Annotated in this window: 24 protein-coding genes and 1 pseudogene; 15 read left to right on the top strand and 10 right to left on the bottom strand. The window is 68.3% G+C overall.

The features are described 5' to 3' along the window. Nucleotides 1–157 precede the first annotated feature (157 nt). A complete protein-coding gene (locus O3W51_RS33260) occupies nucleotides 158–583 on the bottom strand; it encodes a DUF4357 domain-containing protein (RefSeq protein WP_269288142.1) in 426 nt (141 codons plus the stop codon). Between the two features lie 146 nt (nucleotides 584–729). On the opposite strand from O3W51_RS33260, the gene tap reads away from it, so the two are divergent. The 4 genes from tap to O3W51_RS33240 all read left to right on the top strand — a co-directional run bounded on the left by tap (nucleotide 730) and on the right by O3W51_RS33240 (nucleotide 4,670). Next, on the top strand, nucleotides 730–2,838 hold the full coding sequence (gene tap / locus O3W51_RS33255; protein WP_269288141.1) for a telomere-associated protein Tap: 2,109 nt from the start codon (nucleotides 730–732) through the stop codon (nucleotides 2,836–2,838). A 4-nt stretch (nucleotides 2,839–2,842) separates the two neighbouring features. Continuing rightward, nucleotides 2,843–3,400: a telomere-protecting terminal protein Tpg gene (gene tpg / locus O3W51_RS33250; RefSeq protein ID WP_269288140.1), complete on the top strand. Its 558-nt coding sequence runs from the start codon at nucleotides 2,843–2,845 to the stop codon at nucleotides 3,398–3,400. A 133-nt stretch (nucleotides 3,401–3,533) separates the two neighbouring features. After that, on the top strand, nucleotides 3,534–3,833 hold the full coding sequence (locus tag O3W51_RS33245) for a hypothetical protein (protein ID WP_269288138.1): 300 nt from the start codon (nucleotides 3,534–3,536) through the stop codon (nucleotides 3,831–3,833). A gap of 303 nt (nucleotides 3,834–4,136) precedes the next feature. Further along, on the top strand, nucleotides 4,137–4,670 hold the full coding sequence (locus O3W51_RS33240) for an NUDIX hydrolase (RefSeq protein WP_269288136.1): 534 nt from the start codon (nucleotides 4,137–4,139) through the stop codon (nucleotides 4,668–4,670). Between the two features lie 21 nt (nucleotides 4,671–4,691). On the opposite strand, the gene O3W51_RS33235 is transcribed toward O3W51_RS33240, so the two are convergent. Continuing rightward, the gene (locus O3W51_RS33235) at nucleotides 4,692–4,985 is read right to left on the bottom strand and encodes a hypothetical protein (protein WP_269288134.1); all 294 of its coding nucleotides are present in this window, start codon (nucleotides 4,983–4,985) and stop codon (nucleotides 4,692–4,694) included. 623 nt (nucleotides 4,986–5,608) lie between these two features. Continuing rightward, nucleotides 5,609–6,394, bottom strand: a complete 786-nt coding sequence (locus O3W51_RS33230) for a hypothetical protein (protein WP_269288132.1) — start codon at nucleotides 6,392–6,394, stop codon at nucleotides 5,609–5,611. A 229-nt stretch (nucleotides 6,395–6,623) separates the two neighbouring features. Here O3W51_RS33230 and O3W51_RS33225 point away from each other — a divergent pair, with 229 nt between their 5' ends. From O3W51_RS33225 to O3W51_RS33215, 3 genes are read left to right on the top strand one after another with little or no spacing between them, the layout of a single operon-like run. Beyond that, entirely contained in the window at nucleotides 6,624–6,950 is a 327-nt protein-coding gene (locus O3W51_RS33225) for a PadR family transcriptional regulator (RefSeq protein WP_269288130.1), read from the top strand. Continuing rightward, nucleotides 6,947–7,639 (top strand): hypothetical protein, encoded by a 693-nt coding sequence (locus tag O3W51_RS33220; RefSeq protein WP_269288128.1) that lies wholly within the window; start codon nucleotides 6,947–6,949, stop codon nucleotides 7,637–7,639. The genes O3W51_RS33225 and O3W51_RS33220 overlap by 4 nt, the downstream gene beginning before the upstream one ends. A gap of 47 nt (nucleotides 7,640–7,686) precedes the next feature. After that, nucleotides 7,687–7,902 carry a hypothetical protein gene (locus O3W51_RS33215; RefSeq protein ID WP_269288126.1) on the top strand — a complete coding sequence of 72 codons (216 nt, stop codon included), beginning with the start codon at nucleotides 7,687–7,689 and terminating at the stop codon, nucleotides 7,900–7,902. A gap of 79 nt (nucleotides 7,903–7,981) precedes the next feature. On the opposite strand, the gene O3W51_RS33210 is transcribed toward O3W51_RS33215, so the two are convergent. Then, the gene (locus O3W51_RS33210; RefSeq protein ID WP_269288124.1) at nucleotides 7,982–8,278 is read right to left on the bottom strand and encodes a hypothetical protein; all 297 of its coding nucleotides are present in this window, start codon (nucleotides 8,276–8,278) and stop codon (nucleotides 7,982–7,984) included. 222 nt (nucleotides 8,279–8,500) lie between these two features. On the opposite strand from O3W51_RS33210, the gene O3W51_RS33205 reads away from it, so the two are divergent. From O3W51_RS33205 to O3W51_RS33180, 6 genes and pseudogenes are all read left to right on the top strand, one after another. Next, nucleotides 8,501–8,968, top strand: coding sequence for a hypothetical protein (locus tag O3W51_RS33205; RefSeq protein WP_269288122.1), 468 nt, complete (start codon nucleotides 8,501–8,503; stop codon nucleotides 8,966–8,968). Nucleotides 8,969–8,979: 11 nt separating this feature from the next. After that, nucleotides 8,980–9,777 (top strand): annotated as a pseudogene (locus O3W51_RS33200) (IS256 family transposase); the annotation flags it as partial. Further along, on the top strand, nucleotides 9,774–10,223 hold the full coding sequence (locus O3W51_RS33195; RefSeq protein WP_269288120.1) for a hypothetical protein: 450 nt from the start codon (nucleotides 9,774–9,776) through the stop codon (nucleotides 10,221–10,223). The pseudogene O3W51_RS33200 and the gene O3W51_RS33195, both read left to right, overlap by 4 nt. 1,034 nt (nucleotides 10,224–11,257) lie before the next feature. Then, nucleotides 11,258–12,295 (top strand): bifunctional DNA primase/polymerase, encoded by a 1,038-nt coding sequence (locus tag O3W51_RS33190; RefSeq protein WP_269288186.1) that lies wholly within the window; start codon nucleotides 11,258–11,260, stop codon nucleotides 12,293–12,295. Beyond that, nucleotides 12,292–13,800 (top strand): DNA primase family protein, encoded by a 1,509-nt coding sequence (locus O3W51_RS33185; RefSeq protein ID WP_269288118.1) that lies wholly within the window; start codon nucleotides 12,292–12,294, stop codon nucleotides 13,798–13,800. Before O3W51_RS33190 ends, O3W51_RS33185 begins: the two co-directional genes overlap by 4 nt. After that, nucleotides 13,797–14,201, top strand: a complete 405-nt coding sequence (locus O3W51_RS33180) for a DUF6009 family protein (RefSeq protein ID WP_269288115.1) — start codon at nucleotides 13,797–13,799, stop codon at nucleotides 14,199–14,201. Before O3W51_RS33185 ends, O3W51_RS33180 begins: the two co-directional genes overlap by 4 nt. Nucleotides 14,202–14,529: 328 nt before the next feature. On the opposite strand, the gene O3W51_RS33175 is transcribed toward O3W51_RS33180, so the two are convergent. From O3W51_RS33175 to O3W51_RS33165, 3 genes are all read right to left on the bottom strand, one after another. Beyond that, nucleotides 14,530–14,805 (bottom strand): hypothetical protein, encoded by a 276-nt coding sequence (locus O3W51_RS33175; RefSeq protein ID WP_269288113.1) that lies wholly within the window; start codon nucleotides 14,803–14,805, stop codon nucleotides 14,530–14,532. Between the two features lie 187 nt (nucleotides 14,806–14,992). After that, entirely contained in the window at nucleotides 14,993–15,871 is an 879-nt protein-coding gene (locus O3W51_RS33170) for an oxidoreductase (RefSeq protein WP_269288111.1), read from the bottom strand. A 50-nt stretch (nucleotides 15,872–15,921) separates the two neighbouring features. Beyond that, nucleotides 15,922–17,163, bottom strand: coding sequence for an MFS transporter (locus O3W51_RS33165; RefSeq protein ID WP_269288109.1), 1,242 nt, complete (start codon nucleotides 17,161–17,163; stop codon nucleotides 15,922–15,924). Between the two features lie 113 nt (nucleotides 17,164–17,276). On the opposite strand from O3W51_RS33165, the gene O3W51_RS33160 reads away from it, so the two are divergent. Next, nucleotides 17,277–17,834 (top strand): MarR family winged helix-turn-helix transcriptional regulator, encoded by a 558-nt coding sequence (locus tag O3W51_RS33160; RefSeq protein WP_269288107.1) that lies wholly within the window; start codon nucleotides 17,277–17,279, stop codon nucleotides 17,832–17,834. Between the two features lie 1,340 nt (nucleotides 17,835–19,174). Then, nucleotides 19,175–19,621, top strand: coding sequence for a hypothetical protein (locus O3W51_RS33155; protein ID WP_269288105.1), 447 nt, complete (start codon nucleotides 19,175–19,177; stop codon nucleotides 19,619–19,621). 107 nt (nucleotides 19,622–19,728) lie between these two features. Here O3W51_RS33155 and O3W51_RS33150 read toward each other — a convergent pair whose 3' ends face one another. From O3W51_RS33150 to O3W51_RS33140, 3 genes are read right to left on the bottom strand one after another with little or no spacing between them, the layout of a single operon-like run. Beyond that, nucleotides 19,729–20,421: an SDR family oxidoreductase gene (locus tag O3W51_RS33150; RefSeq protein ID WP_269288103.1), complete on the bottom strand. Its 693-nt coding sequence runs from the start codon at nucleotides 20,419–20,421 to the stop codon at nucleotides 19,729–19,731. Continuing rightward, a complete protein-coding gene (locus tag O3W51_RS33145) occupies nucleotides 20,418–20,873 on the bottom strand; it encodes a VOC family protein (RefSeq protein WP_269288101.1) in 456 nt (151 codons plus the stop codon). Before O3W51_RS33145 ends, O3W51_RS33150 begins: the two co-directional genes overlap by 4 nt. Then, nucleotides 20,870–21,769, bottom strand: coding sequence for an MFS transporter (locus O3W51_RS33140; protein ID WP_269288099.1), 900 nt, complete (start codon nucleotides 21,767–21,769; stop codon nucleotides 20,870–20,872). Before O3W51_RS33140 ends, O3W51_RS33145 begins: the two co-directional genes overlap by 4 nt. Nucleotides 21,770–21,898: the final 129 nt, after the last annotated feature.

The following is a 21,898-nucleotide window of genomic DNA, read 5'->3' as shown; positions in this document are numbered from 1 at the left end:
GTCGCCGGCCAGGTCCACGGTTGCTCCCGGACCCGGGGCCGGGAGAAGGGGGTGGAACGGCGAGCTCACGTACTCCTCCACGGGAAAATGACGGTTGCGGCCTAACGAGGTGGGGACCGGGACAAGCCGTTGACGGCTGTGCCCGTGAGCGGACTGATCACTCCTGCTGCAACTGGTTGCGCAGCGCATCGAGGGTGCGGCCGTCCGCGGTGCGCCACAGCGTCCAGCCGTTGATAGGGCTTTTGGTGACCGCAATCGCAGCCTTCGACGGCGAGGTGTAGGGCGTGGGATGGCCTTCGACAATCAGCCGGCCCTCAGCCGTCACCGTAGCCGTGGCCTGTCGGCCTGCCCGTCGTTGCTGGAAAGACAGCACCTCCCCGGGCTGCAGCAGACCCTGGAGCAGCAACTCGGCCAGCGGCCCCTGCGGCGCCACCGCTTGACCGGCGAGCGAATCCTCAGGGGGTGACGTGCTGAGCGGTGAGGCTGTGTCGATGGACAGGGTGATGTGGATGGTCTCGTCCGGGGCGGCCGCAGTCAGCTTGGCCAGGAAGGACGAGTCGAAGTGAAGGCTCACGGTGGGCACTTGGGCTCCTCTCGGCGACCCTGGCAGAATACCTGCTAACAGCTATGGATGTGTAGTCGTCAGCAGACGAACTCTCGAATGGGTTAAAGAATCAGGTTAAATTTGAGGGAAAGTGCTGCTAGGGTTCTGGGCGGAGGTAGACAGTTATGGCATCTGAGGAAGAGCTGTTCGCGAACATCGACGCCCTGCTGGAGGAGGAGCCGCAGCTCCCGCCTCCGGCGGAGCGGGCCCGGCTGCGGGAGGCGGCCGGCATCACTCAGGCCCGTCTCGCGGTCGCGCTCAAGACGTCGACGCAGTCCATCAAGAACTGGGAGAACGGCCGGTCCGAGCCGAAGGAGCCGCGGCTGACGGCGTACCAGCGGCTGCTGAAGGGTTGGGCGGCGAAGTACCCCGCGCACGGAGCTCCCGCCGCTGCTTCAGCACCGGCCGCCGCGCCGCAGCCGGCGAAGGAGACGTTCACCGGCCCGGCCGCGCCCGAGGTGGAGCCCGTCGTACCGGTGGAGGTACCCGCCGTCCCGGTCTCGCCGGAGCGTCCGGCCGCGCGCCCGGCGACGTCGTCCCGCCGCCCGGCTGCGAAGAGGGCCGCGAAGCCCGCGAGCGACCCGCGGTTCCCGCACGGGCCGCTCGCTGTCCTCGATGGTGACGGTTCCGCGTACGGCGTCGACGGGATCGTGCTGGACTGCCCGGCGACCACCGTGGTGGAGCTGGTGGAGTGGACGTTGCGCGAGGCGGGCCTTGGTGCGCCGAAGCTGCACCGCAATGGCAAGGACTCTGACCCGCTGATCGTGCTGACCGCCGCGGCCGCTGTGCAGCTCGGGCTTCCCGAGCGTCTTCAGGACCGTCGGGGCCTGCGTCTGGAGGAGGACCACCCGGTCGTCAAGCAGGTCATCAAGGCGAAGTGGCAGCTCACGCAGCGCGGGTTCGGGCCGTGGGCGCGCATCTACCGCAAGGCGACCGGTTCTCAGCGCCAGTGTGTGCAGCTCGCGATCCTGCCCTGGGACGCCCTTGATGAGCGGTCCTGGCCGGGGGTGGCGGACATGGAGCCGGCCGACATCGCTCAGGTGTTGGGCATCTACGCCCAGCGGGTCAGTACCCCGCGCGGCAGCACCGCAGTTTCCGGCCTGGAGCTGATGACGGCGCTGCGCCCGCCCACTCGGCCGGTGCGTGATGAGGAGACCGGCAATTGGGTGTCCGGCCACAACCCGGGCAGCTTGGGCACGCAGCCGATGGACCCGGCGCCGCCGGAAGGTCAGATCGAACACCCCGCGGTCTTTAGCATCGGGTGGAAGGGCGGCTTCCTCCAGGAGGAGGCGTACCGGTGGGTGCGGTCGGTGGAGTCGCTCACCGATGAGGAGTGCATGCGCCCCTACGCGGTGGGCCTGGACCTGAACACCGCCTTCCTCGCGGCCGCGGCCCGGCTCACGGTCGGCTTGTCGGAGCCGGTGCACTTCGTGCACCCGACGTTCAACCCGAAGATCCCCGGGTCCTGGCTGATCGACCTGTCCCATGTGGAGATCGACCCGCGCCTGCCCTCGCCGTTCACACCGACCGGCGAGCGCCCGACGGGACCTGCCTGGTACCAGACGCACACCGTCGCCTACGCCCAGGAGCTCGGCTACAACGTCGCCCCCCTGGAGGCATACCTGCGACGGGAGACCGGCGCATACCTGGACCCGTGGCACGACCGGCTCAAGACCGCGTACATCGACACCCTCGCCGACATGGGCGTCACCAAGGACCTGACCGATGCGGAGTTCCTGACGGCGATGGAGCGACACAAGCAGGTCGACCCGGCGCTGACCGCCGTGCTCGCCGCGATCAAGGGCACCATCAAGGGAGGCATCGGCAAGCTGTTCGAGAACCCGCAGGGCAAGGGCCACAAGGACGGCGAGCCGTGGCCGGCCATGCAGCGCCCCACCTGGCGCCCCGACATCCGCGCCGCCGTCATTAGCAAGGCCCGGGTCAACATGCACCGCAAGCTGGCCAACATGGCGAAGATGACCGGCCTGTTCCCGCTCGCGGTGCTGTCCGACTGCGTCGTCTACCCGACCCCCAGCGCCTCACCGCTGGACTTCCTGCCCTACGCCGCGTCCGGCAAGCCGCAGCCCGGCGGTTTCCGCCTCGGGCCCACCCCGGGCCTGGCGAAGCTGGAGGGCGTCCAGACGATGTTGTGGGCGGTCGAGGTGATGGAGAAGGGCTTCAACCCGGCCAGCCACATCAAGGGCGGCGACGCCGTCCTGGACGAAGGAGAGTAGGGCTATGGGGGAGATCGAGGACGCCATCGAGCGCGCCGACCGGGAAGCCTTCACCCGGGAGCCGCCCAAGACGCTGCAGGGCCGCATCAACTACCTGATGAAGCAGCTCAAGACGACCAAGGCCGTCGCAGCGGAGCTCGGAGTCAGCCAGCGATCGGTGGAGCGCTACCGCAAGGGCGAGCGCAAGCACCCGCCGAAGGACATCACCGCGAAGATCGACGGTGCCGTCCGCTCCCGCTGGCAGCCCCAGGTCCGCAAGCGCCGGCGCAAGCAAGCCGCCGCTACGGGCGGGATCACGGTGGAGACCCGGGCCCGCTTCGGGTACACCGCCTCGGTCGGCTCGACCGACGACGGACGCTTCCGCCGCCTCACCGTCCGTCTCCCCGCGACATACGCGCAACGCCTGTTCGACGCCCGCGATACGGGGGCCAGCGACCAGGAGATGCGTGGGATCATCGCCGAAGGGTTCAAAGAAGTGTATTTCCAGGACGGAGGCGGCCGCGCTATGGGACTGTCGGACGTGGAAATCAATGACATTGATTACCTGGATCTGGATTACTGAATAGGAGCGAAAGCATGACCGTCGAATTTCCGGCCTGAGCCGAGGCACGATAGTTGTCACAAAGGCACGCTTGTTGTCACGTTCGCCGTTCAGAGGCGCTGAAGGGAAGATCTCGGGGATGAATGAGTACTCCTTGCCCGACGACGGCATCGAGGTCGGCGCGAGGGCTCAGGCCGCCTGGCCAGTGACGTGCGAGGCGCTTCCTGTGGGAACGCAGGTGACCGGCGAAGTCATCGGTCGCCAGCCCTTCGGCGTCTTCCTGCGCATCGACGGTGTCCAAGACGCGGTCGGCCTGGCCGAGATTACGACGATGCCGCATGACGCTGAACTGCCCCAGGTCGGTGCCCACGTCAGTGGCGAGGTCCTCTGGCATGCCGAGCACAACCATCAAGTGAGGATCACCCTCAGCGGTCGTAGGCCCGCCGGGACATGACGGGTGTCATCACAGCTGCGGAGCCGCTGTGATGACAAGTAGCGTGCCTCTCTGGTGACAGGTGGCTTGCTGCGCAGTTTGAAACGCGCAGCCTGAACCAGCCCTCTGGTGACAACCAGCGTGCTGCGGCTCAGGTGGTGATGAGCCGAAGCACGATAGTTGTCACATAGGCAGGCTGGTTTTCACCGACGGTGTTGTGGGCGGTTGAGCCTGAGCGCGACAGGTCGCAACTGTGGTCATCCGTGTCTGGCCTCCCAGTTCTAGTTCTCCTGGGTCGGCCTCTGTGGGCTCAGGGAAGCGTCAATGTCAGTGGGCTCTGCCAGGGTGTGCGTCGTGGATGAACTGGTGGAGCGTGTCGACGATCAAGATCGTGTGCTGGGGATGGTGGTCAGCCGCCGGCAGGCCATCCAGGAGGGTTGGCTGCACCGAGTCGCCGTGACGGTGTGTCGTGATGAGCGTGGACGGATCCTCGTCCACCGACGGTCGGAGCAGGTATCGCGCTTCCCCGGGCTCTATGAGGTCGAGGTCGGTGGCGCCGCAAATGTCGGCGAGTCCTATGAACAGGCCGCCGCGAGGGAGCTGGCCGAAGAGCTGGGCATCCGTGCGCTGCCGCGCCTGCTGTTCACGTTCATCAACCGCAGTGGCTTGAGCCCTCACTGGCTCGGCGTGCACGAAGCCGTGGTGCCGGACGCCGTGGTCCCCGATCCCGATGAGGTCGCCTGGCATGGCTGGCTGACCGAGCCGGAGCTGCGGTCGGCCCTGCTGGAGTGGCGCTTCACCCCCGACAGCCATGAAGCCTTCAGCCGGTATCTGGCGTTCCGGACCGCGCGGTCCTGACCTTGCCCACCACGCTCAGGCTCAGCGTCTGTCGATCTCCTTGGCCAGGTGCTCGGCGTGGTCTTCGAGCAGTGGCTTGAGGGCGCCGTAGTAGGGCTGGTGGTCCGCTTTGCGGAGCCAGTGGAACACGTTGTGTCGTTCCCGGGTCCAGACGGCGCGGAGTTGGGGGTCCGGGGCGATGTGCGGCGGGCAGGGCGCGTAATCGGGTTCGCCTTCGGTGACCCGGGTCCAGATGTAGGCACCGACGGCCAGCCGTCGGCGGTCGCCGCTGAGGGGTTCTCGATGGTGCGTGAGGTCGGGGAGTTGGGTGAGCATGTGCCGCCAGTTTTGCCTGTTCCGAGGCGAGCTGCACCCGGGCGTAGCTCAATCAGACCGTCCAGGTCGTCAGCTTCGCTGCTGGATTTCTGCTTCTGCGGGAGGACGTCCATCTTCCGCAGCCGACCGATCGCCGTCGACGCGCCGATGGTCCTCAGACGGGCTGGCGGTGTGGACAGCGCTCCAGCGAAATGAAGCAACATGTCGTCCTTGCCGTTCACCTCGGTAAGCAGGGTAAGATGAACGCGGGCCAACGCCGCCTTCGCCAAGCGCTCCACACTGACGCCGGCATGCAACAAGAAGACCTCCTGGTCCTCCTCGGCATGGGCTTCCATGGCCAGGCGGGCAAAGCGCCTGGCTCCTTCGTAGAGGCGATCGAACGTGACCGGCGAGTCCATGCCGGGACCATACCGGCGGCTCAAGGGCACGGCCGGTGATTTATCCCGAGGGCGTCACTAACTGCCCTTGCCGTCGCCGGTCCCATCGCCGGCATCGCAACGGCGTGCCTGGTCATGACCACCCGGCACGCTGTGCTCGCGTAGTCGGGCAAAGCGGCGTTGCCCGGGCCGGCAGCGCCGCTCTGCCCGAGGATATGAGACGGAGCTCCAAGCAGGCACCTGTGGTCAGCCACGCAGGAGGTTGCCGATCTCGGGGCTCGGCAGCGGGATGTTCTTGGTGCGGGAGATCCAGTGGGTGCGCCGGCGGGGCGCCAGCACCTGGAAGTCCAGGGTCCGCAGCCCGCTGCCTTCCGTGAGGTGGGGCAGCGCGACGCGCCACAGTCCGTCGCGGTCCTCAACGGGTTCGACCGGGCAGCCGGTGAGAACCAGGTCCCACTGGTCGGTGCTGCCGTTGTCCCTGTCATCGTCGACAGTGACCGTGCCGGTGACCCGGTGGGGGAGTTCCTGGTCGTCCTGGCGCGCGAAGTAGTTCTCCGAGAGCTCCTTGATCGTGAAGTGCTTCTGCAGGTGGACTTCCACACCTTCTGATTCGGGTTCCAGGATGAACTTGCCCGCCGGGTAGGTGCGGCCGTCAGTACCGGCCTTGATCAGGTCTCCATCGAATTGAATCTGGACCCGCCGGTCACTCGCGTTGGTGACCGTGAGTTGCTGCTGAAGGTAGATCCGGTTGGACCCGTCCTGCTGCGCCGGGAAGTGCCACAGCTGGTCGTGGGGCCACGCGCTAACGGGCATTCCCCCCATCGAGGGAGCGGAGAGCGGAGGCCAGGTCGGCGGGGAGAGGGTGACCCTCACGGTCGGCGCCTGCGAGTCCAGGCGAGCCCGGATCGTGTCGGCGGCTATGAGCCGGTTGACCTTCCCGTCGGCCCGTGCGAGATACGCCTGCCACGCGATGGCAAAGAAGCCCGCGGTGGCGCCGATTGAGCCGAGAGCGACCCAGAAAGTGTCTGACATGGCCGAATTGTGGGCGCTAGGGGTGAGCCGAAGCGAATCCGCAGGCCACAAGGGCCGTGGCGCAAGCGCGGTACGGCCGATACGGCGCCTGACCGTCTTGGACCTCGTCTGGCTCGGCTGAGCCACCCCGGAACGCGTACTGCGCCCCGCCCCCGCCATTCGAGTTGGCGGGGACAGGGCGCTGCGCACGTACTCTACATATGTCGCCCAACATATGTAGAGTAGGAGTATGAACCTGAAGCTGACACCACAACTGGAGAGGGTGCTGCGGGTCTTCCTGGAGGACACCGCTGCCCCGCAGTATGGGTACTCGCTGATGAAGGCCGCCAAACTGGCCAGCGGCACGCTGTACCCGATCCTGACCCGCCTGGAGACCGAGGGGGTGGTGACCTCGCAGTGGGAAACCCCGACCAAGGAGAGCCAGCGGCCCCGGAAGTACTACCAACTCACTGGCGAGGGCATCCGCGTGGCCCGCGTGGAGCTCGCCCAACAGTCCATGGAGCGCGGGATCGCTCAGCCCGGCACCGCACGGCCCGCGACCGGCTGCATCGGATGACCATCCCTGCCGGCTCAAGGCTGGCCTTGCGTCTGGCCGAGCGCGTAATCCGCACGGCCTGCCGCGCGCTGCCCGGCGACGAACAGGCCGACAGAGAACAAGAGTGGTCCGCCGAGGCCGAGGCCGTGGCCCACGACCCCGGCACACGTCTCCAGCTGTTGCGCGCAATCAAAACACTGCAGTTCGCTGGGAGCCTGTTCCTTCACGCTCGCGCCACGCGACGTGCGCCCGCCAACCCGGCGCGGTCCACAGTTCGCTCCAAGAAAGATCAGCCGTTCCTCAACTTCTTCCTCCGCGCCGCCGTCGTCGCCACCATCTTCGCCACAGCTGTCAGTTTGAGCTCCGGCCTTGGAGCTGCCGCCGGAGCTGTTGTCGGCGTGGGCGCCGCTGTCGGCCTCGGATTCGGAGCTGCCGTCGGCGGCACCTTTGTCGCCGCCGCCGCGATCCTTCTTGCCTATGGCGCTCTCCTCCCCGACAGGAGCAACCCCGAGATCGACGACGGTGAGGTCAGCGATGAAGCCCTACTGGCCGCGTCTCTTGCCGGGTTTCTTGTCGCCGGAGCCGCCTTCATCGTCGCCGTGACCGTCGGCGGCGTCGCCCCAGTTCTCGTCGGCTCAGCCGTCGTCATCGTTGTCGCTGGAACCATCACCGTCCGCGATATCACTCAAAACCGGGCGCGGGCGTGGTGATGGGGGTGGTGGAAGGTGTGACATCTGGATGGCCATGGTGGGCATCGTTGCTGGTGACGTTCGCATGGCTAGTGTTCTACATATGTAGAACGGTGGGGCGGTATCTGCTGCTGTCCAAGGCACTGGACAAGGTAAGCGCGGAGCGGGTGCCCGAGGTTGCTGCGTTCATCAACGGCGCCAAGGGCCCGGCAGGTCAGCGGGGTCGTGAGCAATGGGTGCCGCCGTCTACCAGCGACGGCGGCGAAGCAGGCGAAGGCACATGACCGCCGTTGCCGTGACGTGGCATAGCGGACCCTGCCGGAGGCGGAACCCCCAGTTAGACAGAGCCACTGGTCTGAGCACTCAGACCTGCGGCGGCACCGCGCCGGGCAGCTCGCCGGCGAAGGCCCACCACTGCTCGATGGTCCACACCGCGACGCTGGAGCGGTCGGTGGACATCCGCAGCCACACCTCCTCGCCGCCGGGCATGAGCGCCACCTCCAGATGCGCCTCATCCCACGTGCCCACCGGGTACATCCACTCAATGCCGTCGGGCCAGGTCCGCATCGCCACCGTGCGCACGCTCAGCGCCGCGGCGAAGGCGTCCAGCGCCGTCTTGGGTATCCGGACCTCCGCCGGCTCCCGCTCGATCCCCACCACCAGACCCCCTCGCATCGTGTGGTGGGACCCGCGCCCGCCGTCGCGGATCAGCGTGACAGACCCGTGCGCCCCGCGGTGTCACGCTGTAGGTCTAGAAGGCTCACAGGCCGTTTCTCCAGGTGGGCGGGGTGATCTATGAAGCTGTGAGGTGTGAGGCGGAGCTCGCGCACCGCGCTTCCGTACGCCCTGGCGGCGTCCTTTGTTCCGAAGGACGATGGAGTCGTGGGCGAGCACACCGAGGACCAGGAGCACGGCGCCGAACCGGCGCGGCCACCGCTCACCGCGGCCTGTGCCCGGGAGATGACGGCCGGGCTGCGCGGGGCGATGGACGATGTCCGGCGCTCCGTGGCGGTCCTCGCTGCCCGGGTTCGCGACGCGCACGCCGCCCGGGTCTGGCTCCCCCTCGGGCACGACAGCTGGGAGACGTACTGCGACGCGGAGTTCGGCATCAGCCGCGCGCAGGCGTACCGGCTGCTGGACGTCGCCCGCGCCCTGGCCGCGATCCACGACGCGGTCACCGCCGGCTCCGGGACGTCCCGCACGCGAGACACCAGCCTGATCGCAGCCGCTCGACTACGGCCTGTCCCAGCGCGCCCTGATCGCCGTCTCCAGCCGTACAGGCGAGATCACGGAGCTGATCACCCGCCGGCTCGCCACACTCGCCCACAGCGGCCTGAAGGCCCTCGATGAGCCGACAGAAGCAGTGGGGCGATGACCACACAGACTTCCAGGACCGGGACCTGTCGGACCGCGACTTCGTCTACGTGTGGGCCGACGGGGTCCACCCCAAGGTCAGGCTTGGGCAGGCGCACTCGTGCGTGCTGGTCCTGCTCGGGGTGCGCGTCGACGGGACCAAGGAGTTGATCGCCATCGCGGAAGGCCTGCGGGAGTCGACCGAGTCGTGGGCCGACCTGCTGCGCGACTGCCGCCGGCGTGGCATGCGCGACCCGGAGTTGGTGGTTGGTGACGGTGCGATGGGCCTGTGGAAGGCCCTGGCCGAAGTGTTCCCCGCCGCCCGCCATCAGCGCTGCTGGGTCCACAAAGCCAGAAATATCGCGAACGCCCTGCCGAAGTCCGCACAGTCGGGCGCGACGAAGGCCCTGCAGGAGATATACAACGCCGAGGACCGCATCCACGCCGAGAAGGCCATCTAAGCGTTCGCCAGGACCTACCGCACCTAGTGGCCCAAGGCTGCCGCGAAGATCACCGACGACCGGGACGCGCTCCTGGCGTTCTACGACTTCCCGGCCGAGCACTGGATCCACCTGCGCACCACCAACCCCATCGAGTCCACGTTCTCCACCGTCAAGCTCCGCACCAAGGTCGCCCGAGGCGCCGGCAGCCCCGCCGCCGCCCTGGCCATGGTCTTCAAGCTCGTCGAGTCCGCCCAGGACCGATGGTGCGCGATCACTGACGCCCACCTGGTCGCCCTCGTCCGCGCCGGCGCCACGTTCGGGAACGGCCTCCTGGTCGAGCGGTCCGAGGCGGGTGCCGCATGAAGGACATGCTCACCGCGCTGGAAGGACTCACCGACCGCGACCCGGACCGGCGCGACGTCGCCGCCGCTGCCCTCGGGGACCTCCTACGCAGCGGCGCCCTCGACGAGTGCACCGCGCGCCTGCTCGTCGGACGCCTCGTCAGCCTGACGGTCAACGAAGCCGTGACCAAGGTCCGCGAGTCCGCCCTGAACTCGATCAGCGAAGCGTTCAACAACCACAGGCTGCCCGTGGACCTCGTCGAACCGCTGGCCCCCGCCATGCCGACCATGGGCAACGCGCTCCTCGCCCATGTCATCTACATCCTCGGCGCCACGCACGCCTCCCAAGCCCAGCCCCTGATCGAGCCCTTCCTGAACCATCCCGACACGGACGTGCGCGAGGAAGCCCGCCTCGCCGCAGCCGAGATCACCGCAACCCAGCGGGAAGACCGCACCCACAACTCTTGACTATTACTCCCCGTCGTGTCGGCTGCATAACATCGCAGATCTGCGATGTTCCGAGCGAGATCTATGCACACCTGCTGCGTACAGCGCCCGTGACCACGCTGCTCGCTACGCCTGCTACCTGCGGCTTTCCCCTCCAGGGGAACGATGTACGCACTCGCGGGAACAGTCACCGCCTGTTCTAGAGGACCAGAACAAGACGGTTCCCCAGGTGATACCGACCCTGGCACCGCGCGCCCCTCCCCGGGAGCGCGTGCGGCCCTGTGGACATGGGAACGGCGCCGCACCCTGGTGCTGACCCCACCGCGGTCAGCACCGTGCCACCTACGGTTGGCCCGCTTCGACGAACGCCCTTAGGTAGCGACCCACGGTCCAGCGACCCAATACCTTCAGTCGCTGTTTCCTAGGCTGCGAAAAACACCAGGTCAGGGCCTGCCAACTGGAAGAGGCAGCGACCGAAGCGACCCAACCTTGGAACTATGCCGACATTCCCGCGTGTGCGTGTGCGTGTCATAGATACGGAACTTGAGTCGCTTCGGTCGCTACGTGGTTAGTCATAGGTCTATGACCTGGGACTTCATTCAGATCACAGGAGCAGCGACTGAACGGGTTGAGTCGCTGTGGCATCGCTGTTGCGATGCTGGTGTTGTTGTCGGCGTGTCTTGTCGAACTTGGGTCGCTTCAGTCGCTGGCAGTCTCCCGATAGGGCACTGACCTGGCCTTTTGATCACTTCAGCCAGGTGAGAAAACCGCGCCGTTGGGTCGCTCTTGCCTCATCGGCGCCGCACAGATGACCGTCCTGCCGACTACCTACCGCCCATTCGGCTAGTGTGTTTGCCACATTGGGAACTTGGGTCGCTTCGGTCGCTAACGAGACGGTAAAGAGCCCCTTGGCCTGCAGATATACCTCAGCGACCGAGCGCGGACGCTAGCCCTGCGGGCCGCGCGGAAGAAGCAGACGCCGGATCAGAAAGGACCTCGTGGCGGTGACACACTCCGGTCGCGACGGTCAACAGGCTGCCCCCAACGCTCTGGCGATCGCCCGCTGGTGCGCCCAGACGCACTGGCCGGTCCACCCGCTGGCCCCCGGCCGTAAGACCCCCGCAGGCAACTGCGAGGCGTGCAAGACCCGCGGGCACACGCAAGAGGGCTGTCCGTGCCTAGCAGCCGGCCGCTGGTGCCACGGCTTTCACGCCGCAACGCTGGACCCTGAGCGCATCGACATGTGGTGGGCGCCGCAGCATCGTTTCGGCGTCGGAGTCGCGTGTGGCCCTGCGGGCGTGGTGGTCATCGACATCGACGCCCATACCAAGGACGCGCCCCACCGCGACCGGGTCCTGCCGGGTATCCCGATCCACCCCTCTATCGACCTGACCGGGCTCGCCACCGGCTTCCACACCCTGGCACTGCTCGCAGCCATGCGCGGCGCACCGGATCCCGCCGAAGATGCCAACACCCTGCGGGTACAGACCCCCTCGGGAGGCCTCCACCTGTGGTACCAGGCCGGGCCCGGCCGCCGGTGGCTGTGCTCCTCCGGATCGGGCACCAACCGTGCGCTGGCCTGGCAGGTCGATATCCGGGCGCACGGCGGATACATCGTCGCCCCAGGGACCCGCACTGACGCCGGCACCTACACGCCCCTCGGTTCCTGCCGTACGCCCGCTCCGCTGCCCGACTGGCTCGCGCACGAGCTCACGCGCACCGGCCATCTGGAGACCCCCCTGACCCGCCCCCCAGCTACCCGTGTCGTGCCGCAACGCGGGCGGCAAGCCGTCGCAGCTGCCGGCGGCGGCCGCGACGCAGCCACCCGCACCCTGGCCACCGTGCTGGCCGACGTCGCCGCCTGCGCCACCACGCCCGAAGGGGCCGCCTTCTCCGAGAAACTCAACCGCGCAGCCTTCACAGCCGGCGGCCTGGTCGCCAGCGGCCGCCTCACCGCAGAAGACGCCGAACGCACCCTCCTGCAGACCGCACGAACAGCACGCCCAGGCCAGGACGGGCGCTGCATCCCGATCATCCGCAGCGGCATGAACGCCGGAGCCCGCCGCCCCCTCCACCCCGGAGGCCGTACGTGAACCCCTCCCCTCCCGAGGGCCTGTTCGACCCCAGCGCCGTCGCGCAGCAGATCCTGGCGCAGCCACAGAGCACTGTCCCCGCGCAGAGCGCCGCCTCACCCGCGCCGACCGCGACCCAGGAAGGCCTGCTGCCCGACACCCTCACCGACCGCGGGAACGCCAAGCTGTTCGTCGCGCTCTACGGGCGCGACTACCGGCACGTGCCCGGCCTGGGCTGGTACAAATGGGACGGTTATCGCTGGCAGATCGACGAGGACGACACCGTGCTGTGGGCAGCCGGCGAGATGGCCGAAGCCATCGCCACCACCGACTCCCGCAACCTCCACACCCCCACGGACCTGCGCCGCCACCGCCGCCGCGCCCTGTCCACCTCCGGCATGAACGCCATGCTCCTACAGGCCAAATCCGCACCCGGCATGGTCCTGAACGCCGCGATGCTCGACGCCGACCCCTACGCCCTGTGTACCCCCGGCGGCGTCGTCGACCTGCACACCGGCCAACTCAGCGCGCCCGACCCGGCCAAGCACTACCACTCCCGCTCGACCTCCCTGGCCCCCGCCACCATGCCCACCCCGCGCTGGGACCTCTTCCTCACCGACACCTTCGGCAACGACGCCGACGGCCACGCGATGATCGAATTCCTACACTTGCTGCTGGGCTACTCCGTCACCGGGGACGTCGGCGCGCAGATCATGCCGTTCCTCTACGGGCTCGGCAAGAACGGCAAGAGCGTTCTGCTGGACGTCATGATCAAACTGCTCGGGGACTACGCCGACGCCGCCCCGCCCGGCTTCCTCATGGCCAAGACCTTCGACGGCCACCCCACCGACCTTGCCGAACTCCACGGACGCCGCGTCATCGTCTGCTCCGAACTCAAAGCCGGCGACCGCTTCGACGAAGCCCGCGTCAAACTCCTCACCGGCGGCGACCGCATCAAAGCCCGACGCATGCGCCAGGACTTCTTCTCCTTCGCACCCACCCACAAACTGTGGCTACTGGGCAACCACCGCCCCGAAGTCGGCACCGGCGGCTTCGCCTTCTGGCGCCGCATGCGCCTAATCCCCTTCGAACGCGTCGTCTCCGACGACCGCAAGGTCGACAACCTCGCCGACGTCCTAGTCTCCGAAGAAGGCCCCGGCATCCTGGCCTGGCTCATCACCGGCGCCCGCGCCTACCTCACCGGCCACAAAGATCTGGCCGGCCCCGAACGCGTACGCGTCGCCACCACCGCCTACGCCGAAACCGAAGACCACACCGGCCGCTTCATCAGCGAAGCCTGCAAACTCGACCGCGGCATGCGCGCCGAACAAGCCAGCCTCTACGCCGCCTACCAACACTGGTGCCACTTCGAAGGAACCAACCCCGTCTCCGCGCGCAAATTCGCCGCCCGGATCCGCGAGGTCACCGGCCTGATGTCCCCCAAGGAAATGGTCACCTCCAACCAGCGCAAGTACTACCCCGGCATCGGCCTCATCGTCGAACACCCCACCGAGGAGACCCCGTGAGCGCCCTCATCGACCCAGAACAGATCGCTCACGAAACCACCCTCGTCTGGCTCGAAGACACCACCCACCTCGAATACGTCCGCCAAACCCTCGACCGCCTCACCACCCGCGGCGGAAAACCCCCCTACCACCGCGACGGACGCATGGTCGGCTACGCCGTCCTGGGACCCAGCGCGAGGGCCTCACGCCAATCCGGCACCTTCCTGCGCCGCGTGTTCTGGCTCCTGCCCCACGACCGCGACCAGCAACCCGACGGGCTATACGCCTCCGGCGCCCCCTCCGAAGCGGTCGATCCCCGGACCCTGGCGGCTCGCACCAAGGGATACAAAACCGAGCGATCCGAAGGCGGACCGCCCTCTGACGCGATGCGGGAGATGGGAATAACTCTCCCGAAATGCTGACAGACGACGTGAGTCGTCTTTGAAGCTAAGGCCCACTACGGATCGTTCTACCCACCAGAACAAGCACGCTCTGGGAGTTCCGTGAGTCGACCTACGGAGGTCTCGATGGCTTGGACGGCTGGCGCCTGAGCGTGGGGAGTGTGTGGCTGACCACCGTGGTGCCGTGCGCTTGCGCGTCGATTGCGTACGGGGGCTGGGACAAGCCAACACCAACTGCCTGGGGTTTGGATCGTCCGCACCGTTGATCCAGGGAGCCACTAGCGTCATATCGTTCAGGGCTTGTCCGGGGCCGTGCCATGACAGGGCGCCGTTGCCTTCTGCAACCGCCCTACGGGGCGAGGGAAGAGATGCACCGCGGGTTGGTGCATCGGATGGCGGCGCTCAACGTGGTCGCGGTATCGGAATGGCGAGCGGTGAAGAGGACGTCGCCAGCGTGGGGCCGCGCCAGGCGGCACGGAGCGCTGTCGAACAAAAGTGCGTAGACCTGTCCGCGGAACTCGCCGATCTCGCGCAGGGTGGTGAGCCTGCGTCGGGAGATGCTCTGGGCTTCGTGCCAGACGGCTCCTGGGTGTCCGGTGAACGGGTCGTATTCGAGGGTGTTCACGTTCGTCTCCCGGGCCCGCTGCTGGTCGCAGTCCGCTGCTCGTGCTCGCGTTCGGCCCTGCCGTGCAGAGGCGAGGCGGAGGTGTTGACGGGTGGGGCACACCTGGCGCTCATCGCCCCGAGCGGGGGTGCGGGCGATGAGCGCCAGATGTGGCTGTGGGCCGGGCTGTTTCTCCGGCGGGTGCGTGTCAGTCCAGGTAGTCGGCGGGGCGCCCGAGCGGTTCGACGTCGTCGATGTCCTTCAGGCGCTGTTGCAGGGTGGTGCGGATACGGTCGACGGCGTTGGCGCCCAGGGGCAGCCGCAGGGGAGGGGAGTCCATCCGGGTGGCCGCGATGATGGCCCGGGCCGCACGGTGCGGGTCACCGGGCTGGTTGCCGTGCATCGCCGTGAACTGCTTGCGGGCTGGCTCGAGGACGGAGCGGTAGTCGTCGATGGGCTGGCTCGCCCAGCGGACGGACCTGCCGGTGAAGTCGGTGCGGAAGGGACCGGGTTCAGCGATGACGACGCGGATACCGAGGTGGGCGACCTCGGCAGCCAGTCCCTCGGAGAGCCCTTCGAGGGCGAACTTCGTGCCGGCGTAGGCGGTTCCGCCGACGGTGGCGGTGACCCCTCCCACGGAGGAGATCTGCACGATGGTTCCCGAGCGCCGGGCCCGCATGCCGGGCAGGACGGCGCGAGTGACGTCGAGGAGCCCGAAGACGTTGGTGTCGAACTGGGCGCGCACTTCGGTGTCGCTGATCTCTTCCAGCGCGCCGCGGTAGGCGAAGCCGGCGTTGTTGACCAGCACATCGATCTGCCCGAACGTGCTGGTCGCAGCAGCGACCGCCGCGCGAATGCCGGCGGGGTCGGTGACGTCCAGGGGCAGCGCCTGGACCTGGTCGGGTGCGGATTCTGCCAGGTCCTTCACCGCGGTGACGTCGCGCGCGGTGGCGATCAGACGGTCGCCGGCCGCGATCACTTCCTCGGCCAGCGCGCGACCCAGTCCGGTGCTGGCGCCGGTGATGAGCCAGACCCGGTTGCCGGATGGTGACCCGCCGGAGGGGAGGTAAGGAGCGGAAGTGGGCATGAGCGGAACCCTCTTTCAGGTGCGGGCGGTGGGGTGTTCGCGTCGGGGGATCAGCGGGCGGCCGAGGCCGTCACGGGGTCCTGCGCGGGTGCTGGTTCGCCGGCGCCGACGTGGGTCCTGGGCAGCGCCCGCCGGGCGGTGGTGGTGGCGGTGAGCAGGACGGCCAGGAAGATCCCCAGGCTCGTCCAGGCCAGGGCACGGGTGCCGGTGGCCGCGTACAGGGCGCCGCCCAGCAGGGGGCCAGCGGTCATCCCCGCATTGAGCATGGTCACCAGCATGGACTGGGCGACTTCCACAGCAGGTCCGGCCAGCCTCGCGGAGGCGGTCTGGAGCATGGTGGGGGCCGCGCCCAGGGCCAGGCCCCACGCGGCGACCGCGGGGAGCGCGACACCGGGGTGGGAGCCGGCCGTGGCCAGCAAGGCCATCGAGGCGGCGAAGGTGGCGAAGGCGGCCAGAACCACGGCGCGCAGGTGCCGGTCGATGAACAGTCCCGTCAGCCACAACCCGGCGATGGCGGCGATCCCGAAGAGGAACAGCACCGCATCCACGCGCTGCTGCAGGCCCGAGGAGTCCAGGAAGGAGGCGATGTAGGTGTAGAGGTTCATATGGCCGACTTCGAAGGCGAAGGCCATGAGAAGGACGACGGGCAGGCCGGGGCGGGTCAGGACGCGGCGCAGCGCGATGCGTTCGTGCGCGGCCTCCCCGCTGACGGCGGGGACACCAACGCGGATCCACAGGGCGATGAGCAGGCCGGCGCCGGCCATCGCGGCGAAGGTGGTGCGCCAGCCGACACCGGTGCCCAGAGCGGTACCGAGCGGCACGCCGAGGGCGAGCGCGATGGGGACGCCGCTCATGGAGACGGCCAGGGCCCGCCCTTTGCTGGCCTCCGGGACCAGGCGCATCGCGTATCCGGCGAGCATGGCCCACTGCAGACCGGCTCCCAGGCCGGCGATGAGCCGACCAGCGAACGTCAGGGCGAAGAACGGGGAGAGCGCGGTGAGGGCATTGACGAGGGCGACGACGAGGATCGTGGCGATCAGGACGGGGCGCCGGGGCCGGCTGCGGGTCAGTGCGGTGAGCGGGATCGCGGCGAGCATGGAGCCGGCGGCGTACACGGTCACCAGTTGCCCGGCCGTGGCCTGCGAGACATCGAGGCCGTCGCCGATCTGCGGCAGGAGACCGGCGGGGACGGTTTCGGTGAGCATCGTGATGAAGGCGGCCACGGCCAGTGCCACCAGTGCTGACCAGGGAAGTTTAGGAGATTTGGGCGCTGAGGTGCGGGGCTGCGTCACGGGGGATCCCTCCTCTCGTTCCCTTGAGCCCCAAAGTAACTTCACTTTGAGTCTCAAGGATGATTATCTTGAGGCACAAGGCAAATTATCTTGAGACTCAAGGAGTGTCAAAGGTGGCTCCGAAGCCCACTGCTGCATCCCTGAACGATTCCGTCGCCGGTGAACTGGCGTCCTGGATCGCGGAGATGCCCCGCACTGACCCGCGGACCGAGGCCGCTCGCCAGCGCATCGGCCGCCTGGCCCGGATCTTCGACCGCCTCCTGGTGCGCATCGCCGAGGACAACGACCTCAGCGCGGGCGACTGGGCGGCGCTGTCCGCACTTCAGCGATCCGGCCCGCCCCACCAGGCCTCACCCACCGAACTCGCCCGCCGCCTGGACATCACCTCCGGCACGATGAGCGTGCGCCTGATCCGTCTGACCCGCGCCGGCCTCATCGAGCCCAGTCCGGCCCCCGACGGCCGCAGTCGGCCCGTGCGCCTCACCGCCCAAGGACAGGAGCGCTGGCGGGCAGCCACCCAGCAGCGCACCGCGGCAGAACACCAGCTGCTCACTGACGAGTTCTCGGACGCCGAACTCGACCGACTCAATGTCCTGCTGGGCCGCCTGCTGGGCCGTCTGGAGAGCAATCTCGGCCAGGTATCGCGCCATGACATGCCCGAAGAGACCTGAGGGGAGATCGCCTAGTGAGCAGTCACCAGGGGACCCGGTCAGTGACCGATGTACCGAGCGGCCCGCCGGCACCCAGCAGGGCCGGCGCCGCATCTGCGGATGGGGGCGCGTATGCGCCGGTAGAGGGCGACGCCCTGACCGGGGCCAGGGGGCAACGGGCTCTGCCGTTACCCGGCGTGGGACTTGAGTGATCCTCTCGACGATGAGGCAGGGTCACTGGCCGATATGTCAGCGAAGGACTGTTTGAGAACCGACACGCACCGAGCCGCCCAACGGGGTTGACGGCCGCACGCGGGGCCGGACCGGCGCCCGACACGATGAGGTGTCCGGCGCGCAACGGCCCGTGCCTCCCGGCCGCTCCACGGTGGCCTTCAACGGGGGAAGTTTATGACGAATCTGCGCGACCGCCGCTGCCTGCACCTTGCTCGAATGCCCAGGCCCGCTTCGGCCGGCCAGGGGTGGGGGGCCTGATGGGGACGGCGCCCATGACCGCACCGGTGGAGCTGACGGCACCGTTCGGTGGCAGTTTCTATACCTCCAACACCTCGGACTGGGTCCCGTTGTGCCCGCATCTGCGCGACTCCTCCGTGCGCCTGTACTGGATCATGAGGGCGCTGGTCATCGAGAAGTGGGGATCCGTCCGCAAGCTGAGCCTCGCCGAGTTGTGCCATCTGCTGCCCGCCAAGCCGGTGATGCCCGGCGAAAGCCCCAAACCCTCCAGCTTGTCGCGGATCCGCAGTCTGCTGCGGGAACTGACCGGGGTGGGCCTCATCTCAACTCCCGACGGAGGCGCGCTCACCACCTCCTCACGGGCCACCGCCTCGACTGGCGCCCTCCGTATCCGGATCAACGACCGGCCCCTGGAGGGATATGAAGGACCACCCAACGCCTTCGCGCTCCTGGCGGACGTTCGCGCCACTGCGGCGTCCACAGCGCCCAGGCGGCCCTCCGCGCCGGAACCGCTCCCTGCACCCCACCTCCCTGTCACCGTGTCACCACCGGCCCAGGCGGGTCAAATATCTGACCCGCCTGGGCAGATATCTGACCCGCCTGGTCAAATATCGAACCCAGACTCCCGGGATGACCTGCAGCAACGCATCCACCCGCTCAGTCCTCTCGTCCAGTCCTCCCGCTCAACGTCCCTCCCGGACGCCGCAGGCCATGTGACAGGTGGTTCAGAGCACCCAACCCCCCGAGCCGGGGATGATGCCCCACCGCGCCCACGACAGCACAAGGCGACGAGACGACCTCCGCTGATCCCCACCCAGGAGCGGCGTCTACCGCCCGGCGCAGACGCCGTCATCGCCGCGATCCCACCCGAGATCTGCACACCCGGCACCGTGCCTTGGGTCGGTCTACGGCGCGCCGTCGCCGACCTACTGCTCGGTAACCCCTCCGCCGGCATTCCCCCGCGCAGCATGCAGCAGGTCATCTCCCGCATGAACCGCACCTGGTACCAGGGCAATGGACCCGAGCGCAGCGCGCCCGGCTACAGGCCCTGGACGGACGCTCCCGCGGACCAGCCCATCCGTAATCCCTCGTCCTGGCTGGCCGCGGCACTCCTGCAGCAGGACTGCCCGCGACCCGACTGCGAGGACGGCACCTTGTTGCCCGTCGGCGCGCCCTGCCGCCTCTGCGAGGAGCGTCATACAGAACATCGGGCTGCCCGGCAGGCCGCCGACCATGCCCGACAGCTGATGTACGGCGCGATGCGCCCAGACACGGCGGGCAGCGACAGGCGCCCGCTGCCCGAACGGGGACCGCAGGCGACCGCGGGCCGGGCATGACGTGTGCTGGGGAGCTTCTTCTCCAGCAGCGACGGGCCCGCCGGAGCTCGGGCCTGTCCCGCACCCGCTGCCCGACGAACAGCCTGCTCCAGCTGTCGGATCCGATGTCAGTTGGTCTGCCCGATGGGGCGTATCTGCAGATGATTGATGTCGACGCCCTCAGGCTGGGAGAGGGCGAACAGGATGCTGGCCGCGACATCCTCGGCCCGCATCACGGGCCCCTCCGGAGTGCCGCCGCGGTTGTCCCAGAAGGGGGTGTCGACCTTGCCCGGGGCCAGCAGGGTCACCCCGATGCCGTCTTCCGTGACGCCCAGGCGGGTGTTCTCCGCCAAGGCGTGAGCCGCCCACTTGGTGACCGAGTAGAGGTTGTCCGGGGTGTTCTTGACGCCTGCGACACTGCCGACGATCAGGATGCGGCCCCGGGTCTCCTTCAGGTAGGGGACGCAGGCCCGCACCATGAGCGCCGGGCCGAGGACATTGGTCAGCACCATCATCCGCATGGCTTCGGGGGTGTGGTCGCCCAACGTGCCCGGCAGGGAGAAGCCAGCATTGACCACGACGTTGTCCAGCCGCCCCCACGTCTGCCGGGTGAGCCGGACGGCACTGTCGACGTCGGCCGGCTCGGAGGTATCGCCGGGCAGCGTCATCAGATTGTCGCCGTCGTGCGGTGCCCGGAAGGCTGCGAGCCGTTCGCTGTCCCGACCGGTGATGGCGACCTTGTGTCCCTGCTGGATGAGGAGGCGGGCGGTGGCCGCGCCGATACCGGAGGCACCACCGGTGATCAGGGTGACGGGAGTCATGGGGTACTCGATTCGTCGATGGCGGGCATGAGCGGTCCGCCGGGATTCCAGGCAGCCTGGAATCCCGGCTGCTGGGCGGCGTCCACGAGTTCGATGTGGCCGCCGACGGACTCCACCCGGTGATAGGCGAAGGCGCGGCCGTAGGGGCATCCCGAGAAGGTCTCGGCACATCCCTGATCGAGGAGCCGCTGGCTGCCGGCGCTGATGCTGGACGTCCAAAAGCCCAGGTGATGAAAGTGCGGCATCCGGGTATCGCCCCAGGGCCCGCCGGGCGGGGCCTGGATCAGCTCGATGAACGGCGGCCCGCCCCGGGTGAACGCGATGCGGTAGTCCACGCCCGCCAGATGGCCGCCGGCCGGCGGCTGCCACTGCACATGGCCCGCGCGGGTGAGCTCGTCCATCGACGCCTCGAGGTCGGGAACGACGAAACACACGTGGTAAAAGCCGTTCACCGCGTCAACTCGCCCTGTCGCACGGGGCCGGACGACGCTGCCGCGAACGCACTGCTGGGAGGATCCGAGGGAGGAAACGCGTGCTTGCGGGCCACAAGCGCAACGCCCACCGCGATCACGAAGACGATCAGGCTGGCCCACGGCAGCACCGCCACGCCTTTCCACCCCAGCGCCACCCCACCGACCACCGAGCCCAGCGACATGCCGGCGTTCAGCACGGTGACCAGCATGGCCTGCGCCACCTCGGCAGCAGATCCGCCCGCCTTCGCCGCGGCCGCCTGCAGCATCGTGGGCGCAACCCCCAGAGCGAAACCCCAGCCGAACATCACCAGCACGACGAGCCACCGTTGTGTGCCGCCCACCGCCAACAGCGCCATCGACACCGTGAACAGGCCCAACGTGCCCAGCGCCACACGGCGCGGGTTCTTGTCGACGAACACGCCCGCAGCGAAGAGCCCCGCCATGGCGGCGGCACCGAAAGCCAGCAGCACCGGACCCACCGAACCACCCCATCCCGCTCGTCGCAGGAAGGGCGCTATGTAGGTGTAGAGGTTCATGTGGCCCATCTCGAACAGCAGGGCCGTCACCAGGATCGCCCCGATGCCCGGCAGCAGGAAAACCTGCCGCAGCGGAGTCCGCCCGGCGGCATCCTCACCGGGGAACGGCGTGACCACCCCGCTGATCCACACGGCTACCACGACCGCCAGCGCGCCGATGACCGCGAAGGTGTAGCGCCAGCCCAGCAGATCACCCGCATAGGTGCCCACGGGCACCCCCAGGGCCAGAGCGGTGGGAACGCCAGCCATCGACACGGCCAGCGCCCGGCCCTTGCGCGGCTCGTCCACGAGCCGCATCGCATAACCCGCGATCATCGCCCACTGGACGCCGGCCGCCATGCTGTTGAGAGTCACTCAAGATGCCGATGTGGGCGGTGAGTTGGGGCATTCTGTGTGCCGACAGATTCGAGCGCATGTCGGTGTGGCCCCGGTGTTCGTTGGCGGCGGCACCTTGCCGATGAGGGCATG

Source organism: Streptomyces sp. H39-C1 (assembly GCF_027158125.1).
GTDB classification, from domain to species: Bacteria; Actinomycetota; Actinomycetes; order Streptomycetales; family Streptomycetaceae; genus Actinacidiphila; species Actinacidiphila fildesensis.
This window is presented reverse-complemented; position numbering and strand designations above follow the sequence as displayed.

Bases quoted from the DNA above. Each gene is read 5' to 3' on its own strand.
- tap (WP_269288141.1), top strand. From the start codon at position 730: ATGGCATCTGAGGAAGAGCTGTTCGCGAACATCGACGCCCTGCTGGAG.
- tpg (WP_269288140.1), top strand. From the start codon at position 2,843: ATGGGGGAGATCGAGGACGCCATCGAGCGCGCCGACCGGGAAGCCTTC.
- O3W51_RS33240 (WP_269288136.1), top strand. From the start codon at position 4,137: ATGTCAGTGGGCTCTGCCAGGGTGTGCGTCGTGGATGAACTGGTGGAG.
- O3W51_RS33235 (WP_269288134.1), bottom strand. From the start codon at position 4,985: ATGCTCACCCAACTCCCCGACCTCACGCACCATCGAGAACCCCTCAGC.
- O3W51_RS33230 (WP_269288132.1), bottom strand. From the start codon at position 6,394: ATGTCAGACACTTTCTGGGTCGCTCTCGGCTCAATCGGCGCCACCGCG.
- O3W51_RS33225 (WP_269288130.1), top strand. From the start codon at position 6,624: ATGAACCTGAAGCTGACACCACAACTGGAGAGGGTGCTGCGGGTCTTC.
- O3W51_RS33220 (WP_269288128.1), top strand. From the start codon at position 6,947: ATGACCATCCCTGCCGGCTCAAGGCTGGCCTTGCGTCTGGCCGAGCGC.
- O3W51_RS33195 (WP_269288120.1), top strand. From the start codon at position 9,774: ATGAAGGACATGCTCACCGCGCTGGAAGGACTCACCGACCGCGACCCG.
- O3W51_RS33170 (WP_269288111.1), bottom strand. From the start codon at position 15,871: ATGCCCACTTCCGCTCCTTACCTCCCCTCCGGCGGGTCACCATCCGGC.
- O3W51_RS33150 (WP_269288103.1), bottom strand. From the start codon at position 20,421: ATGACTCCCGTCACCCTGATCACCGGTGGTGCCTCCGGTATCGGCGCG.
- O3W51_RS33140 (WP_269288099.1), bottom strand. From the start codon at position 21,769: ATGGCGGCCGGCGTCCAGTGGGCGATGATCGCGGGTTATGCGATGCGG.